Origin of the sequence: Duganella sp. Leaf61 (assembly GCF_001421905.1) — a bacterium.
GTDB classification, from domain to species: domain Bacteria; phylum Pseudomonadota; class Gammaproteobacteria; order Burkholderiales; family Burkholderiaceae_D; genus Rugamonas; species Rugamonas zoogloeoides.
In genome coordinates, this window is record NZ_LMLM01000006.1 from 69961 (window position 1) to 85355 (window position 15395).

General features: G+C 62.5%; 18 protein-coding genes. 10 read left to right on the plus strand and 8 right to left on the minus strand.

The genetic code is table 11. From position 1 onward, the window contains the following. Positions 1-107 precede the first annotated feature (107 nt). From ASF04_RS07805 to ASF04_RS07830, 6 genes are all read left to right on the plus strand, one after another. Entirely contained in the window at positions 108-383 is a 276-nt protein-coding gene (locus tag ASF04_RS07805; RefSeq protein WP_056139665.1) for a hypothetical protein, read from the plus strand. Between the two features lie 91 nt (positions 384-474). Continuing rightward, positions 475-1446, plus strand: a complete 972-nt coding sequence (locus tag ASF04_RS07810) for an MBL fold metallo-hydrolase (RefSeq protein WP_056139667.1) — start codon at positions 475-477, stop codon at positions 1444-1446. A gap of 110 nt (positions 1447-1556) precedes the next feature. Beyond that, positions 1557-2399, plus strand: coding sequence for an alpha/beta fold hydrolase (locus ASF04_RS07815; protein ID WP_056139669.1), 843 nt, complete (start codon positions 1557-1559; stop codon positions 2397-2399). 131 nt (positions 2400-2530) lie between these two features. Beyond that, complete coding sequence (locus ASF04_RS07820; protein ID WP_056139671.1) at positions 2531-3076, plus strand: Dps family protein; 546 nt, start codon at positions 2531-2533, stop codon at positions 3074-3076. A gap of 5 nt (positions 3077-3081) precedes the next feature. Beyond that, positions 3082-3906, plus strand: a complete 825-nt coding sequence (locus tag ASF04_RS07825) for a sensor histidine kinase (RefSeq protein ID WP_056139673.1) — start codon at positions 3082-3084, stop codon at positions 3904-3906. Beyond that, a complete protein-coding gene (locus ASF04_RS07830; RefSeq protein ID WP_056139675.1) occupies positions 3903-4538 on the plus strand; it encodes a response regulator transcription factor in 636 nt (211 codons plus the stop codon). The genes ASF04_RS07825 and ASF04_RS07830 overlap by 4 nt, the downstream gene beginning before the upstream one ends. Positions 4539-4550: 12 nt before the next feature. Here the strand turns inward: ASF04_RS07830 and ASF04_RS07835 are convergent, their stop codons facing one another. Next, positions 4551-5237, minus strand: coding sequence for a hydrolase (locus ASF04_RS07835; RefSeq protein ID WP_019922489.1), 687 nt, complete (start codon positions 5235-5237; stop codon positions 4551-4553). A 132-nt stretch (positions 5238-5369) separates the two neighbouring features. Here ASF04_RS07835 and ASF04_RS07840 point away from each other — a divergent pair, with 132 nt between their 5' ends. After that, positions 5370-5771 (plus strand): hypothetical protein, encoded by a 402-nt coding sequence (locus tag ASF04_RS07840; RefSeq protein ID WP_056139677.1) that lies wholly within the window; start codon positions 5370-5372, stop codon positions 5769-5771. Between the two features lie 311 nt (positions 5772-6082). Next, positions 6083-6985, plus strand: a complete 903-nt coding sequence (locus ASF04_RS07845; protein WP_056139678.1) for a PAS domain-containing protein — start codon at positions 6083-6085, stop codon at positions 6983-6985. A gap of 283 nt (positions 6986-7268) precedes the next feature. Here ASF04_RS07845 and ASF04_RS07850 read toward each other — a convergent pair whose 3' ends face one another. Then, positions 7269-7481, minus strand: a complete 213-nt coding sequence (locus ASF04_RS07850; RefSeq protein WP_227012236.1) for a hypothetical protein — start codon at positions 7479-7481, stop codon at positions 7269-7271. 170 nt (positions 7482-7651) lie between these two features. Between ASF04_RS07850 and ASF04_RS07855 the strand changes: the two genes are divergently transcribed. Together ASF04_RS07855 and ASF04_RS07860 are read left to right on the plus strand one after the other, a co-directional pair. Continuing rightward, positions 7652-8239, plus strand: a complete 588-nt coding sequence (locus tag ASF04_RS07855; protein WP_056139680.1) for a chromate transporter — start codon at positions 7652-7654, stop codon at positions 8237-8239. After that, a complete protein-coding gene (locus ASF04_RS07860; protein ID WP_056139682.1) occupies positions 8236-8823 on the plus strand; it encodes a chromate transporter in 588 nt (195 codons plus the stop codon). The genes ASF04_RS07855 and ASF04_RS07860 overlap by 4 nt, the downstream gene beginning before the upstream one ends. Positions 8824-8826: 3 nt before the next feature. Here the strand turns inward: ASF04_RS07860 and ASF04_RS07865 are convergent, their stop codons facing one another. The 6 genes from ASF04_RS07865 to ASF04_RS07890 form a co-directional block, all read right to left on the minus strand. After that, positions 8827-10587 (minus strand): amidohydrolase, encoded by a 1761-nt coding sequence (locus tag ASF04_RS07865; protein ID WP_056139683.1) that lies wholly within the window; start codon positions 10585-10587, stop codon positions 8827-8829. Between the two features lie 100 nt (positions 10588-10687). Next, complete coding sequence (locus tag ASF04_RS07870) at positions 10688-11254, minus strand: YceI family protein (protein ID WP_056139684.1); 567 nt, start codon at positions 11252-11254, stop codon at positions 10688-10690. Between the two features lie 295 nt (positions 11255-11549). Then, positions 11550-12389, minus strand: a complete 840-nt coding sequence (locus ASF04_RS07875; protein WP_056139685.1) for an ATP-binding cassette domain-containing protein — start codon at positions 12387-12389, stop codon at positions 11550-11552. A gap of 24 nt (positions 12390-12413) precedes the next feature. After that, positions 12414-13187 (minus strand): aliphatic sulfonate ABC transporter permease SsuC, encoded by a 774-nt coding sequence (gene ssuC, locus ASF04_RS07880; RefSeq protein WP_056139686.1) that lies wholly within the window; start codon positions 13185-13187, stop codon positions 12414-12416. After that, positions 13187-14329, minus strand: a complete 1143-nt coding sequence (gene ssuD / locus ASF04_RS07885) for an FMNH2-dependent alkanesulfonate monooxygenase (protein WP_200931075.1) — start codon at positions 14327-14329, stop codon at positions 13187-13189. Before ssuD ends, ssuC begins: the two co-directional genes overlap by 1 nt. A 17-nt stretch (positions 14330-14346) precedes the next feature. After that, positions 14347-15381 (minus strand): sulfonate ABC transporter substrate-binding protein, encoded by a 1035-nt coding sequence (locus ASF04_RS07890; RefSeq protein WP_056139689.1) that lies wholly within the window; start codon positions 15379-15381, stop codon positions 14347-14349. Positions 15382-15395: the final 14 nt, after the last annotated feature.

Here is a 15395-nt window from a genome sequence, read left to right on the forward strand (position 1 = left end):
TCAGATAGTAAGCTGGCGCACCGAACTCCCCCAATGGCAGAGGTGCCATGCTCCCGCGCGCGGTACACTCGCGGGAGCATATTGCCCCTATATCACGAGGAGTCACCATGATCGACCGCCATACCGCCCACTACGTTCCCTTGGCCACCGCCCGCACCAAGGACGTGGTCAAGCACCTGCTCGCCCCCGGCGAGCGCCACAAGATCGACATCGTGCGCATCGGCGACCGCCACCAGCGCGCCGAGGTCGATGCCTGGCTCGTCGCCGACGAAGACGGCCCGGTACATTTCTTCTACCAGGACGGCGTCGACGGCCACGACGTGCAGTTCGGCTTTGCCGACGAGGTGCGCGAAGCCATCGACGAAGCGGAAACCGAAGTCTAGGCAGGAGCCTCAGCCCCGCCTTAATGGAGGTGGCGTAACGACAGCGGACCTTTACCATTCATCTATTCAAGATGACACGTAAAGGACCGCCATGAAAATCAATAAAACCCTGCTGCTGCCCCTGCTTGCAGCGTGCGCCCTGCTGATCGCCGTGGCCAGCCAGGCCGCTGCGCCGCTGGTCAAGACCCAGGCGCCCGGCTACTACCGCACCATGCTGGGCGAGTTCGAAATCACCGCGCTGTCCGATGGCAGCCATCCATTCCCCATCGATACGGTGATGACCCATATCGAAGCGGCGCTGATCAAGCAGGACCTGGCCAAGGCCGAACTGGCGCAGCCAGTGCAAGGTTCGATCAACGCCTTCCTGATCAACACTGGCAAGAAGCTGATCCTGGTCGATGCCGGCGCTGGCGTGCTGTACGGCGATTGCTGCAACAAGCTGCTGAGCAACCTGCGCGCCGCCGGCTACCAGCCGGAACAGGTCGATGAAGTGCTGCTCACCCACCTGCACAAGGACCACGCGGGCGGCATCATGGCGCAGGGCCAAGCGGTGTTCCCGAACGCCGTGCTGCGCCTGTCGCAGCTGGAAGCCGACTACTGGCTGTCCGCCGCCAATCAAGCCAAGGCGCCCGACTTCCTTGCGACCTTTTTTGATGCAGCCAGGGCCGCCGTGGCGCCATACCAGGCCGCCAACCACTATCAGCCGTACCAACAGTTCGGCCAGCTCGACGCCGGCATCGAAGCGCTGCCGGCGCCGGGCCACACCCCGGGCCACGCCATGTACCGCGTGCAAAGCGCCGGCCAGTCGCTGCTGATCTGGGGCGATATCGTGCACGTGACCGCGATCCAGCTCGAGCACCCGCAAGCCACCGTCAAGTACGACAGCAGCGAAGCGGACGCCGCTGCTACCCGCGCCCGCCTGCTGCAATCTCTCGCCAACGATCACACGCTGGTCGGCGCTGCCCATATCGCCTTTCCCGGCCTGGGCCGCATCCGCCAGAACGGCAAGGCGTACGACTGGCTGCCGCTCAACTACGACGGCGCGCCCGGCACCATCAACTGACGAGCACCCCATACGAGTGCGCCGGCACTGCACTTTTGGCAGGAGCTTTTCAACGGTGCGCTGACTACACTGGGCAGGTAGTCACCCCTCACACACCAAGGAGCAACAACATGGCAAACAGCAATCTCTCAGTTGACAGCGTCATCACCGAAGATGGCACCCGCATCCATTTCAAGGACTGGGGCACCGGACCGGCCGTGGTGTTCAGCCATGGCTGGCCGCTGCAAGGCGATGCCTGGGAAGACCAGATGATCTTCCTGGCCAGCCACGGCTACCGCGTGATCGCCCATGACCGCCGCGGCCACGGCCTGTCGAGCCAGCCCTGGGGCGGCAACGACATGGACACCTATGCCGACGACCTGGCCACGCTGCTGAACGCGCTCGACATCAAGGAAGCCACGCTGGTGGGCCACTCCACCGGTGGCGGCGAAGTGGCGCGCTACATCGGCCGCCATGGCAGCGCCCGCGTCAAGAAGGCCGTGCTGGTGGGCGCCGTGCCGCCGCAAATGGTCAAGTCCGCAACCAACCCGGGCGGCTTGCCGATGGAAGTGTTCGACGGCATCCGCGCCGGCGTGCTGGCCGACCGCTCGCAGTTCTTCAAGGACCTGACCTTGCCGTTCTACGGCTACAACCGCCCCGGCGCCAAGGTGTCCGAGGGCGTGCGCGACACGTTCTGGGCCCAGGGCATGCAGTGCGGCATCAAGAACGCCTATGACTGCATCAAGCAGTTCTCGGAAGTGGACTTTACCGAAGACCTGAAAAAGATCGACGTGCCGGTGCTGGTCGTGCACGGCAGCGACGACCAGATTGTGCCGATCGACGCCGCCGGCAAGGCCTCGGCCAAGATCATCAAGAACGCCAAGCTGGTAATTTACGAAGGCGCGCCGCACGGCTTGCCAACCACCCACAAGGACAAGCTCAACGCGGACTTGCTGGAATTCCTGCAGTCCTGATCACCCGATAGGGTGAGTCAAATCCCTCCCCTGTTCAATCTTCTGCCTCACTCTTTCGGAGCTAAACGCCATGGCGATCACGGTCCATAATCAATCGGTGGGCAAGAAGGCACTTTTAAAGGAAATACATCATGAGCAAAGCAAATACCAGGCAGGTGCTGCAAGACTTCGGTTCTCTGGCGGACGTGCGCATCGGCCTGTCGGCCGAAGTGCGCACCCACAGCGTGCAGGCGCTGAACCGCCTGCTGGCCCACACCATGGCCATCCGCGACGCCTACAAGAAAGCCCACTGGCAGGTGTCGGGCGCCACCTTCCATCAACTGCACCTGCTGTTCGACCAGCACTACAACGAGCAGGTCACCATCATGGATGCCATCGCCGAACGCGTGCAAACCCTGGGCGGCGTCACCTTCGCCCTGGCGCAGGACGTCATGGAAGAATCGACCATTTCGCGCAGCGCCCCGCGTGGCCGCGAGACGGCGGCAGCCCAGCTGTCCGGCCTGCTGGACGCGCATGAAACCATCCTGATCGAAGCCCGCCCGCTGGCGCGCGCTGCTGCCGACAACGGCGACGACGGCACCAACGACCTGATCGTCAGCCAAGTGGTGCGCAGCAATGAGCTGCACAGCTGGTTCATCGGCGAACACCTCGCCGCGCAAACCCAGGCCGCCAAGTAGGCAACATGCCCGCACCCGCAGACCTCGCGACGGACAAGTCGCTCGACAACGAGCAGTTGTACCGTCGCTACCTGGCCGAAAAGGCCCGCCGCCTGCAGGCGGAAGAGGCGCTGCGGGAAGCCGAGGAAGAACTGGCAAGACTGGCGCGCATCTCGTCCATGGGCGAGTTTGCCGCCTCGCTGGCGCACGAGGTCAGCCAGCCGCTGGCGGCCATCGTGCTGCAGGCCGAAGTGGGACTGATGTCCCTGCAATCCGATAACACCGAGCGCGTGCGCGATGCGCTCCAGCTGATCCGCCACGCGGGCGCTACTGCTGCCGACGTGGTGCGCAGCATCCGGGGCATGTCCTGCCGCACCAGCGCCGAACCCACCACCTTCGATGTCGATGAAGCGCTGCGCGAAGTGCTGCGCATGCTGCGGGCCGAATTCCACAAGCACGGCATCGCCGTCCACGACGCGCTGGCGCTGAACGGCCACCAGTTGCGCGCCGACCGCGTGCAGTTGCAGCAAGTGATGATGAACCTGGTACTGAACGCCATCGAAGCGATGAAGGACGTGCATACCCGCCCGCGCCAGCTGCACGTGCGCTCGGTGCTGGCCGATATTGCCGGCACGGTCCGCATCAGCGTGGAAGATAACGGTGTGGGCGTGCCGGCCAAGCTGGCCGAGCGCCTGTACGATCCGCTGTTCTCCACCAAGCCCGGCGGCACCGGACTGGGGCTGGCGATTTGCCGCACCATCGTCCAGGCACATAACGGGCGCATCTGGTCCACCTCGCGCCAGCCGCATGGCGCCGCCTTCCACATCAGCCTCAAAGGACATCCCGGATGAATACGCCCGACGACACCATTTCCGTCCTGATCGCCGACGACCACCCGCTGATCCTGGCCGGCCTGGCCGCCCTGATCGCCGCCATGCCCGGCCTCGCCCTGGCAGGGCAAGCCGGCAACGGCGCCCGCGCGGTGGAACTGTACCGCCAGCATCGCCCGCAAGTCACCATCATGGACCTGAGCATGCCGGTCATGCACGGGCTCGAAGCGATCGGCCAGATCCTGGCGTTCGATCCCGATGCCCGCATCGTCATCCTCACCACGTACCAGGGCGACGAAGACGTGCACCGGGGCATGCGCGCCGGTGCGCGTGGCTACCTGCTCAAGGACAGCAGCCCGGAACAGCTGGTTGCATGCATCCACGCCGTGGCCCAGGGCCGCAAATTCCTGCCGCCGGAAGTGGCCAGCAAGCTGGCCGCACACACGGAAGTTGCACGGCTGTCGCCGCGCGAGCTGGAAATCCTGGCGCACTTGGCCACCGGCAAGAGCAACAAGATGATCGCGCGCAGCGCAGACATCGAGGTGGGCACGGTCAAATTTCACGTCAACAATATTCTTGCCAAGCTCAACGTCGGAAGCCGCACCGAGGCCGCCACCGTGGCGTCCCGGCGCGGCTTGCTCAGCGCGTTTTAGTTACTTGGCCGCTTATTTGGCTGGCACGGGCGCCAGCGTCTTGTGGTCCGGGTTGGCGCGCGAAGCAGCCTTGTGCACCATGGTGTAAGCGTAGTCCACGCCCATGCCGTAGGCGCCCGAGTGTTCCTTGACGATGGCCATCACGTCGTTATAGGTTTCCTTGTGGGCCCAGTCACGCTGCCATTCCAGCAGTACTTGCTGCCAGGTCACCGGAATCACGCCGGCTTGCACCATGCGCAGCATGGCCATATCGTGCGCTTCTTTCGAGGTGCCGCCCGATGCATCGGACACCATGTAGATTTCGTAGCCGCCTTCGAGCATCGCGCACAGGGCGAACGTGGTGTTGCACACTTCCGTCCACAGGCCCGACACGATCACTTTCTTCTTGCCGTTGGCAGCCAGCGCGTCGCGCACTTTCTGGTCGTCCCACGAGTTCATCGAAGTGCGTTCCAGGATATCTTTGCCCGGGAACACGTCCAGCAGTTCAGGGTAGGTGTGGCCCGAGAACGATTCGGTTTCGACGGTGGTGATGGTGGTCGGGATATTGAAGACCTTGGCGGCTTTGGCCAGCGCAACGGTATTGTTTTTCAGAACCTGGCGATCGATCGACTGCACGCCGAACGCCATTTGCGGCTGCTGGTCGATGAAGATCAGCTGCGAGTTTTGCGGGGTCAGGACTTCGAGTTTTGGGTTCATCATCATGCTTCCAGAGTGGTGTAAAGGAACCCTCATGGTAGGGCGCGCAACCGCCCTTCACCACTGCAATAAGATAGGCTCCGCCATAGGGGGGACTCTGCTAAGCTGCGGCCATCCCCATGATCAGGAAGATCCATGAATAACGACGATACCGCGCAACGCGCCAAACTGACCAGCCTGGGCCGCGCCCTGCGCGGCCTGCACAAGCAGCTGATTCACATCGAGAGCCAGTACTTCGGCGCCGTGGGCGGCCCGCTGGAACTGCTGCAACTGGTCACCAACCATCCCAACTTTGCCTGGCTGCAAAAACTGTCGGGCCTGATGGCGCAGATGGACGAACGCCTGGACGAAGAAGAACCGGTGACAGCCGAAGACGCGGTCACCTTCCGCCGCGCCATCGAAGCGCTGATCGGCCCGTCCGAACAGGGCGACCTCGAGTTCCGCGCCAAGTACAACGCCATGTTGCACGATGGCCCAGAGCTGGTGATGGCGCACGGCGCCGTACGCAAGCAATTGTCCGAAATTGTGGCGATTTAAAGATATCCACACGAATTGTGGATAAGGTTGTGAATAACAGCCACTTGACAGCCGGGACCGCCTTTAATGGCGGGCGTTTCAACAAAATGCCCAATCGGAAGGCAAAATTTTAGCCGAATAAAATCAATGACTTACAGCGAGGGCCGAAAGGCCCTCGCGTGTTTTTGAGCCCGCTTGAAAAATATTTTTGTGTGCATAAATACGGTCCATGGAATCTCAGGCCGCGAATTCTTTGACAAATCCGCATACGAGGAATAGTGTAACTCCAGAGTTTCGCAATTTCTTCCAAGAACTCGTTTCGGGATCAATGCATGAATCAGAATGATGACGACACAGACTGGATGATCGACGACGACGAAGCCGTCGCCGCTGAAGCGCAGTCAAGCGGCAAGGCGGCCGCTGCCGCGCCACCGCCGTGGCGGGTACTGATCGTGGATGACGACGTCGATGTCCACGTTGTGACAAAATTTTCACTCAGCAATGTTTGCTTCCGTGGACGGCGCCTGAGTTTCCTGCATGCCTACAGCGGCGAAGAAGCGCTGACCACGCTGCGCAACACCCCCGACATCGCACTGGTGCTGCTGGACGTGATCATGGAAACCAGCGATGCCGGCCTCAACGTGGCGCGGCAAATCCGTGACAATCTGCACAACAGCCTGGTGCGCATCGTGCTGCGCACGGGACAGCCGGGCCAGGCGCTCGAGCACAGCATCATTCTCGACTACGACATCAACGATTTCTGGTGCAAGACCGACCTCACCACCCGCAAGCTGTTTACTACCGTGATCTCGTCGCTGCGCGCCTATGCCGGCCTGCAAGAGGCGCAGGAACACGCCGCCGTCCTGCAAACCCAGCTCGACCATGCGAGACGACTGCTGGACGCCGTGGACCAGCACGCCGTCATCGCCACGTTTGACGCGCGCGGCCGCATTGCCAGCGTTAATGACAAGTTTTGCGCCAAATTCCAGTTTTCGCGCCAGGAACTGGTGGGCGCCGACCTGCGCCTGCTGCACACGCCGCCCTACCCGCCCGACCAGTTGGCCGACGCCCTGAGCGCACTGGGCGCCGGCGAAACCTGGACCGACGTGGTCACCGGCTGGCGCCGCGACGGCCAGGAACTGCGGCTGCGCGTGACCGCAAGCGTGGTGGACGACCCGGTCGCGCCGTACGTGGTGGTGGGCAGCGTGATGCAGCCTTTGAAGAAACCGCTTTGATCCCGCGCAGACAACTCTAAGTACAGGATTTTCAAGCGTTTTTTACGATATCCACAAGCTCTGTGGATATCTATGTGGATATCTACCCATTGACAACGAAGCGCGCCTGTAACGGCGCGGGGTTCAACAAACTGCCCATCCAACAGGCAGTTTTTATCCCCATATAAATCAAGCACTTACGTTGATATATTTTTCAACACGAAAAATTTTCAAATTCATTCTTGCCATCATGATGTGTGCATAAGTAAACCCGCCACTTACATGAGGTAAAGCCTATGGATGGCTAATGCACGGCCTGACGCCGTTGCTGCGGATGGAGCAGCACCCGTTCGATGATTTGGGGCTGGACGTTGTGCGACCGCAGGTATTCGATGGCGCACACGGTATTGAAGGTGGACTGGACAATGATGCCGCGCTCGACGATGGCACTGCTATGGCTATCGCTGCGTTGGTAGTGCTGTTGCATGGTCGGGGGGAAGTGCAAATCGTTCATCATGAGCCTCGCTAAAAATTAGGGGTTTTGATCAGGATCAAGCAGACATGCAACGGGAGTATGCGCGACCGTTTTGTAAAGTCAATGTCAGGATCCTATCATTTCGCAATTAAAATGTTGCGCGAATTTGATGGGCGTGGACACGAAGCAATGAGCAGGGTCATAATGCCAAGATGACTGAAGACCATCCCCGCCCCGCCTCCCTTACCGACCTGTTTATGTCATTTACCGTGCTGGCGTTACAGGGCTTCGGCGGCGTGCTGGCCGTGGTCCAGCGCGAGATGGTCGAGCGCAAGCGCTGGCTCACCCAGGAAGAATTCATCGAAGACTGGGCCGTGGCGCAAGTGATGCCCGGTCCCAACGTGGTCAACCTGTCGCTGATGATCGGCGACCGTTATTTTGGCCTGCGCGGCGCCATGACGGCGCTGGCCGGCATCCTGACCGTGCCGTTACTGCTGGTGTTGTGCCTGGCCGTACTGCATTCGCAGTACGCCAACCATCCCGGCGTGGCTGGCGCGCTGCGCGGCATGGCGGCGGTGGCGGCCGGGCTGATTGCCGCCACCGGCATCAAGCTCGCTGCCGCACTGCGCAACCATCCGCTGCCCGGCTGGTTCAGCGGCGCCGCCGCCGTGCTGTGCGTGGCGATGCTGGTGGTCTTCAAGGTGCCGCTGGCCTGGACCCTGCTGCTGCTCGGTGGCACGTGCGTGGGCCTGACGTACCGGATCTTGAAAAAGCGCAGCCTGAAAGCGGCAACGCCATGAGCGGCGCACCGATCCACATCGTGCTCAGCCTGGCGGACTGGTGCAGCCTGTTCGGCCATTACCTGCTGTTGTCGCTATTGTCGGTGGGCGGCGCGATTTCCACCACGACCGAGATGCACCGCTACCTGGTACTCGAACAAGGCTGGCTGACGCAATCACAGTTCAACGACTCGGTGGCCATCGCCCAGGCGTCGCCAGGGCCGAACGTACTGTTCGTGGCATTGATGGGCTGGAACGTGGGTCTGAATGCGGGCAGCTACGTCGCCGCGTTTGCCGGCGTGGTGGTGACCATGTCCGGCGTCCTGATCCCCAGCACCTGCCTGACCTACATGGCCGCGCGCTGGGCGCGCCTGCACCGCGACAAGCTGGGCGTGCGCGCCTTCAAGCAGGGGATGGCGCCGGTGGTGGTGGGGTTGATGGTATCGGTGGGCATTACCCTCGGCAGCGCCCACCGCGATTTCGCCCTCGACTGGCCACTGTGGCTGCTGTCGGTGGTAGCAGGCGTGCTGATCTGGCGCACCCGCATCCACCTGCTGTGGCTGCTGGCAGCCGGCGCCATCCTGGGTTGGTTCCAGCTGGTTTAGAAGCTACTTGTTCTGGTAGCCGCCGTAATATTTGACGGGGCTCCAGTCGGGCTTGACTTCGGGCGACGATGGCGCCAGTTGCTTGAATTGCTCACCGGCGTACACCACCTTGCCGTTGACGATGGTCAGCGCGCTTTCCAGGTTCTTGATCTGCTCGACGTCCATGCTGAAATAATCTTGCGGCAAGATCACCAAGTCGGCGTACTGGCCTTTTGCCAGCGTGCCCTTGAGCTTTTCTTCGCCGCTCATCCAGGCGCTGCCCTGGGTCATCAGCTTGAGTGCCTGGTAACGGCTCAGCACGTCCTGCGGTTGCCACAATTTCAGGCCGCCGGCGGTTTTACCGGTCACCGCCCAATAGATCGACGGCCACGGACCGTAGCTGCTGACACGGGTGCCGTCGGTGCCGAGGCCCACCGGGATGTTCATCTCCAGCATTTTCTTGATCGGCGGCATCTGGCGGGTCTGGGCGCCGTATTGTTTCCAGTAGTGTTCACCCTGGAAATACATGCGGTTTTGCACGGCGATGCCGCCACCGAGCGATTTCACGCGTTTCAGTTGCTTGTCGCTGATGGTCTCGGCATGGTCGAAGAACCAGCGCAGGCCGTTCAGCGGCAAGTCCTTGTTGACCTTTTCGATCACGGCCAGGTCGCGGTCGATGCTCTCGTCGTACGTGGCGTGGATGCGGAACGGCCAGCGGTTCTTGATCAACAGGCGCAGCACGGGTTCCAGTTCGCCTTCCATTTCGTGCGGCATGTCCGGGCGCGGCTCGAGGAAGTTCTCGAAGTCGGCCGCGCTCCACACCAGGTTTTCGCCGCCGCCCTCGGTGTTGTAGCCATTCGCATAGAACAGGTGTTCGTTCTTGTCGGGCCTGGTCTGGGTGAGCCAGCGCTGGTAGTCTTCGAGCTCCTTGCCCGGCTTTTGCGCGAACAGGTAATACGAGGTGCGCACGGTCAGCTTGCCATCCCTGGCCAGTTCCAGGCTGACGGCGTAATCGTCGGGATAAGCCTGGCCGCCGCCGCCGGCATCGATCGCGCTGGTCAGGCCCAGGCGGTTGAGGTCGCGGTAGTACTGGATGGTGGAATTGAGCTGTTCATCACGCGGCAGCACGGTGGTCTTGGCCAGCGTGGTGTACAGGATCATCGCGTTCGGTTTGGCGATCAGCTTGCCGGTCGGCATGCCGTCGGCGCCCAGTTCCACCACTCCGTCCTTGAACCTGGTCTCGGCGGTGTAGCCCAGCGTTGCTATGCCTTTTTTATTCAGGAAGCCCAGGCCGTACAGGTACAGCAGGAATACCGGCTTGTCCGGCACTGCTTCGTTGATTTCTTCCAGGGTCGGCAGGCGCTTTTCCTCGAACTGGAATTCGTTCCAGCCGCCGACGACCTTGATCCAGGCGCCGTCCGGCGTGCGCGCGGCCTGCTCCTTGAGCATCTGCATCGCCTGTTTCAGCGACGTCACACCGTCCCAGCGCAGCTCGGCGTTGTAGTTGAGGCCTTCGCGGATGATGTGCAGGTGCGAATCGTTCAGGCCGGGAATCACGGTCTTGCCGTCGGCATCGATCACTTGCGTGGCGGTGGTCTTGAGTTTCAGTACGCTGGCATTGCTGCCGACGGCGGTGATCTTGCCGTCTTTCATGGCGACGGCCTGGGCGAAAGCGCCCTCCCTGGTCATGGTGGCGACCTTGCCGTTGGTGATGATCAGGTCGGTGGCGTGCGCCGTCGTGGCGGCCAACACCGTTATAGCAAACGCGAGCTGCGTCATTTTCATTGTCTTGCTCCTAAAAAAATGGACTGCTGCGACACGATGTCGCAACAGTCCAGGTCAGTGCAATGAAATGAAGCCAGCCCAACGGACCGGCCCGTTTCAATTACTCCTTGATGGCTTCGATGGCGAGGGTCAGGGTGACTTCATCGCCTACATTCGGTGCGTATTTACCGGCGTTGAACTCGGTACGCTTGATTTTGGCCGTGGCGTTGGCGCCGCAAGCCATTTTCTTCATCATCGGGTGATCGGCGCACTGGAAGTGCGTAACAGTCAGGGTCACTGGCTTGGTGATGCCCTTGATGGTCAGGTTGCCGTCGATGGTGGCAGGCACGTCACCCTTGAAGTTGACCTTGGTCGACTTGTAGGTGATGGTCGGGAACTTGCCGGTGTCCAGGAAATCTTCGCCCTGGATGTGGCCGTCGAACAGTTTCGAGCCGGTATCGACCGACTTGGTGTCGATGGTCGCTTCCACCGAGCCGGTCTTGGCAGCGCGGTCCACCGTGAACTTGGCGGTGGTGTTGTTGAAGCGGCTGGTCTGGATCGAGTAGCCGAAGTGGCTGTAGCTGAAGCTCGAGAACGTGTGGTTGGCATCGGAAGTGAAGGTTTCCGGTGCGGCAAATGCGGACATCGAGATACCGGCGGCGACCAGCAGGGCAAAGATTTTTTTCATTGTCAGACTCCTGTGTGTTGGGAACAGTGAGACATGCGACCGGTCCGGGGTTCCGGCCAAGTCCATGTCTCGGGTGGCAATGATTATGCTCTGCACAATTGACGTTGTAAAACGAAAAATTTGCCTCGTTACTATCGAGAAAATCGATCATAACCAGCGGTTAAGTTCAATCTCGTGCACAGGTGGGAATGATACTGGGGGATGGGAGGGAGAGGAATCTGTCGGAAGGGTGAGGATTGAGTCACCTTGAGCCTGCCACCCTCCGAATGGAGGATGGCGCAGTGGGACTCAAGGCTCAGGCAGCAGCCGCGATCTTGCCGGCTTGCCTGGCTGGTGCCGGATGGAGGATGCTTTCCAGCAGTTGCTGCTCCAGCGCCGCAAACGCCGCGTTGCCGCGTGCGCGCGGGCGGGGCAAGTCCACTTTCAGGTCCAGCGTGATGCGTCCTTCTTCGATCAGCACCACGCGGTCGGCCAGCGCCAGCGCTTCCTGCACATCGTGCGTGACCAGCACTGCCGTGAAGCCGCGCGCCAGCCACAGGCTTTCGATCAGTTGCTGCATCTCGATGCGGGTCAACGCATCGAGCGCGCCCAGTGGCTCGTCGAGCAGCAGCAATTGCGGTTCGTGCAGCAATGCGCGCGCCAGGGCCACGCGCTGGCGCTGGCCGCCCGACAGTTCGACCGGCCAGTCGTTGGCGCGTTCGCCCAGGCCCACGGTGTTCAAGGTGGCGGCCGCCGCGTTGAGCGACCGGGGCAGGCCCAGCGCCACGTTTTCCAGCACCGTCTTCCACGGCAGCAGGCGCGCTTCCTGGAACATGATGCGGATGCTGCTGCCGATGGCGCCCTTGCCCACCGCGATGGTGCCCTGCTCCACCGTCTCCAGCCCGGCGATGGCGCGCAGCAGCGTGCTCTTGCCGCAGCCGCTGCGGCCCACCACCGCGACGAATTCGCCGGGCTGCAGTTGCAGTTCGATGTCGTGCAACACCGCGCGCTCGCCGAACGATTTACTTAAACCCTCGAGCGACAGCGACACGCCCTGGCGCCGCGCCGGCGGCCGGTTGACATCGGCCGCCGACAGCGACGACAGGTTCTCGCGGGCCAGGCCGCCGACATCGAACAAGGTGGTGGAAATATTCATACGGTTTACTCCAATTCAGATCGATTAGCGGTAGGCCGGATTCCAGCGCAGGAAGCGCTTTTCCATCCCGCGCGACGCCAGGTCGGCAGCCTTGCCCAGCAGCGCGTACAGCAAAATCCCCACCAGCACCACGTCCGTTTGCAGGAACTCGCGGGCGTTCATGGTCATGTAGCCGATGCCGGCCTGCGCCGAAATGGTCTCGGCCACGATCAGCAGCACCCATACCAGCCCCAGCGAAAACCGCACGCCCACCAGGATCGACGGCAGCGCCGCCGGCAGGATCACGTCGCGGTACAAGGGCCAGCCGGACAGGCCATAGCTGCGCGCCATCTCGATCAGGCCCTGGTCGGCCGAACGGATGCCGTGGAAGGTGTTCAGGTACACGGGAAAGAACACGCCGACCGCCAGCAGGAACAGCTTGGCCGTCTCATCGATGCCGAACCACAGGATCACCAGCGGAATCAAGGCCAGCGCCGGGATGTTGCGCACCATTTGCAGCGTGGTGTCGAGCAGCGTTTCGGCGCGGCGGAAGCTGCCCGTCAACAGGCCCAGCAGCAAACCGAGGCCGGCGCCGATGGCAAAGCCCGACGCCGCGCGCCACAGGCTGGTGCGCAAGTGCACCCACAACTCGCCCGACACGGCCAGCGCCCAGAAGGCCTTGGCCACGGCCCATGGCTCGGGCAGGATGCGGCTCGAGAGCCAGCCTGCCTGCGAGGCCACCTGCCACAGCACGATCAGCGTGACCGGCAATATCCACGGCGCCAGCGCGCTCGGCGCTTTATTTTTCACCTGAGCCATTACGCCGCCTTCTTGGGAATGATATCGCTGGCCATGATCTCGCCGAACGGACCGCTGAGCGACTGCGTGCCCGCCGCTTTGCCTTTGCCCAGCAACGGGAACACCAGTTCGGCGAAGCGATACGATTCTTCCAGGTGCGGGTAGCCGGAGAAGATGAAGGTCTCGATACCGAGGTCGGCGTATTCGCGGATGCGGGCCACCACTGTTTCGGCATCGCCCACCAAGGCCGTGCCGGCGCCGCCGCGCACCAGTCCCACGCCAGCCCACAGGTTGGGCGAGACTTCGAGCTTGTCGCGGCGGCCACCATGCAGGGCCGCCATGCGCTGCTGGCCCACCGAATCCATCTTGCCAAACGCCTTCTGGGCCTTGGCGATGGTCTCGTCGTCGAGGTGGCTGATCAGCTCATCGGCCGCGCGCCACGCTTCCTCGTTGGTGTCGCGCACGATCACGTGCAGGCGGATGCCGAATTTGACGGTGCGGCCATGCTTGGCGGCGCGCGCGCGGATGTCGGCGATTTTTTCGGCCACCGCTGCCGGCGGTTCGCCCCAGGTGAGGTACACGTCCATCTGCTCGGCCGCCAGCGCGTGCGCCGGTTCGGACGAGCCGCCGAAGTACAGCGGCGGATACGGCTTTTGCACGGCCGGGTACAAGGTTTTGGAACCCTTGACCTGGATATGCTTGCCCTCGAAATCGTAGCCGGCATCGCCGCCCTCGCCCGCCAGCGAGGCGCGCCATACGCGGATGAATTCGTCGGAAATCTCGTAGCGCTTGGCGTGGTCGGCAAACAGGCCGTCCGCTTCCAGTTCGCCCTGGTCGCCGCCGGTGACGACGTTGATCAACAGGCGCCCGTTGGACAGGCGGTCGAAGGTGGCCGCCATGCGCACGGCCAGACCGGGCGTGGTGAGGCCGGGACGGATGGCGACGAGGAACTTGAGCTTTTGCGTGACCGAGATCAGCGACGACGCCACCACCCACGCATCCTCGCACGAGCGCCCGGTGGGCAGCAGCACGCCGTCGTAGCCGAGGGTGTCGGCGGCGACCGCGCACTGCTTGAGGTAATCGGCATCGACCGGACGCGCGCCCTTGGTGGTGCCAAGGTAGCGGCTGTCGCCGTGGGTGGGAATGAACCAGAAGATATTCAACGACATGATGTAAATCCTTATTTTTTCGCTACCTGGCTTGGCGCCAATTGGGCTTCTTTGACGGCAATCGGCTTCGGAATCAGCTTGAGACGGGCGAAAGCGTCGGCCACCTGCTGCTGCTGCGCCAGCACGCCGGCGCTGATCGGCTTGACGCCGTAGGCATAGCGCGAGGCGGCCAGCGCCACAACCTCGTTTTCCAGGCCGGTCTGGGTGGAGAGGATGGCTGCCACATCCTTCGGATTGGCAGCGCCCCACTCGTCAACCTTGGCGATTTCCTCGAGCACGATGCGCACGGTGTCCTGGTTCTTTTCGGCGTACGGCCGCGCGGCCAGGTAGAACTGGTAGTTGTTGACCAGGCCCTTGCCGTCGGCCAGCACGCGGGCGCCGATCTGCTTCTCGGCAGCGGCCAGGAACGGATCCCAGATCACCCACGCATCGACGCTGCCACGCTCGAACGCGGCGCGCGCATCGGCTGGCGGCAGGTAGATCACCTGCACGTCCTGGTAGGCGACGCCGGCTTTTTCCAGCGCTTTCACCAGCAGGTAGTGGACGTTGGAACCCTTGTTCAGGGCGATCTTCCTGCCCTTGAGGTCAGCCACGCTGCGCACGGAGGACGACTTCGGCACGACGATCGCCTCGCTGGCCGGCGACGGCGGCTCATTGCCGACATACACCAGGTTGGCGCCGGCGGCTTGCGCAAAAATCGGCGGCGCCTCGCCCACGGTGCCGAAATCGACACTGCCCACATTCAGTCCCTCGAGCAGCTGCGGTCCGGCCGGGAATTCGGTCCATTTGACCGTGATGTTTTTACTCGCCAGGCGCTGTTCCAGCGTGCCACGGCCCTTGAGCAAGGTGAGCGTGCCGTACTTCTGGTAGCCGATGCGGATTTCCTGCTTGACCTGGGCAGCGTTGGCTTGGGCCAGCGTCGGCGCGTGGGCGGTGACGCCCAGCACGCCAACGGCAAACAGCAGTCCCAGGGTATGGCGCCGCGCGGTGCGTTGCTGCGCACGACTGGCGGCCGGTCCGGTTGCGTTGATGGTCTTGATTGTCATGTAGGCGTCTCCAC

Excerpts from the sequence above, each read along its gene's own strand:
- ASF04_RS07845 (WP_056139678.1), top strand. The coding sequence starts at position 6,083 with ATGAATCAGAATGATGACGACACAGACTGGATGATCGACGACGACGAA.
- ASF04_RS07810 (WP_056139667.1), top strand. The coding sequence starts at position 475 with ATGAAAATCAATAAAACCCTGCTGCTGCCCCTGCTTGCAGCGTGCGCC.
- ASF04_RS07830 (WP_056139675.1), top strand. The coding sequence starts at position 3,903 with ATGAATACGCCCGACGACACCATTTCCGTCCTGATCGCCGACGACCAC.
- ASF04_RS07890 (WP_056139689.1), bottom strand. The coding sequence starts at position 15,381 with ATGACAATCAAGACCATCAACGCAACCGGACCGGCCGCCAGTCGTGCG.
- ssuC (WP_056139686.1), bottom strand. The coding sequence starts at position 13,187 with ATGGCTCAGGTGAAAAATAAAGCGCCGAGCGCGCTGGCGCCGTGGATA.
- ASF04_RS07835 (WP_019922489.1), bottom strand. The coding sequence starts at position 5,237 with ATGATGAACCCAAAACTCGAAGTCCTGACCCCGCAAAACTCGCAGCTG.
- ASF04_RS07875 (WP_056139685.1), bottom strand. The coding sequence starts at position 12,389 with ATGAATATTTCCACCACCTTGTTCGATGTCGGCGGCCTGGCCCGCGAG.
- ASF04_RS07825 (WP_056139673.1), top strand. The coding sequence starts at position 3,082 with ATGCCCGCACCCGCAGACCTCGCGACGGACAAGTCGCTCGACAACGAG.
- ASF04_RS07860 (WP_056139682.1), top strand. The coding sequence starts at position 8,236 with ATGAGCGGCGCACCGATCCACATCGTGCTCAGCCTGGCGGACTGGTGC.
- ASF04_RS07820 (WP_056139671.1), top strand. The coding sequence starts at position 2,531 with ATGAGCAAAGCAAATACCAGGCAGGTGCTGCAAGACTTCGGTTCTCTG.
- ASF04_RS07850 (WP_227012236.1), bottom strand. The coding sequence starts at position 7,481 with ATGATGAACGATTTGCACTTCCCCCCGACCATGCAACAGCACTACCAA.
- ASF04_RS07870 (WP_056139684.1), bottom strand. The coding sequence starts at position 11,254 with ATGAAAAAAATCTTTGCCCTGCTGGTCGCCGCCGGTATCTCGATGTCC.
- ASF04_RS07865 (WP_056139683.1), bottom strand. The coding sequence starts at position 10,587 with ATGAAAATGACGCAGCTCGCGTTTGCTATAACGGTGTTGGCCGCCACG.
- ASF04_RS07805 (WP_056139665.1), top strand. The coding sequence starts at position 108 with ATGATCGACCGCCATACCGCCCACTACGTTCCCTTGGCCACCGCCCGC.
- ASF04_RS07855 (WP_056139680.1), top strand. The coding sequence starts at position 7,652 with ATGACTGAAGACCATCCCCGCCCCGCCTCCCTTACCGACCTGTTTATG.
- ASF04_RS07815 (WP_056139669.1), top strand. The coding sequence starts at position 1,557 with ATGGCAAACAGCAATCTCTCAGTTGACAGCGTCATCACCGAAGATGGC.
- ASF04_RS07840 (WP_056139677.1), top strand. The coding sequence starts at position 5,370 with ATGAATAACGACGATACCGCGCAACGCGCCAAACTGACCAGCCTGGGC.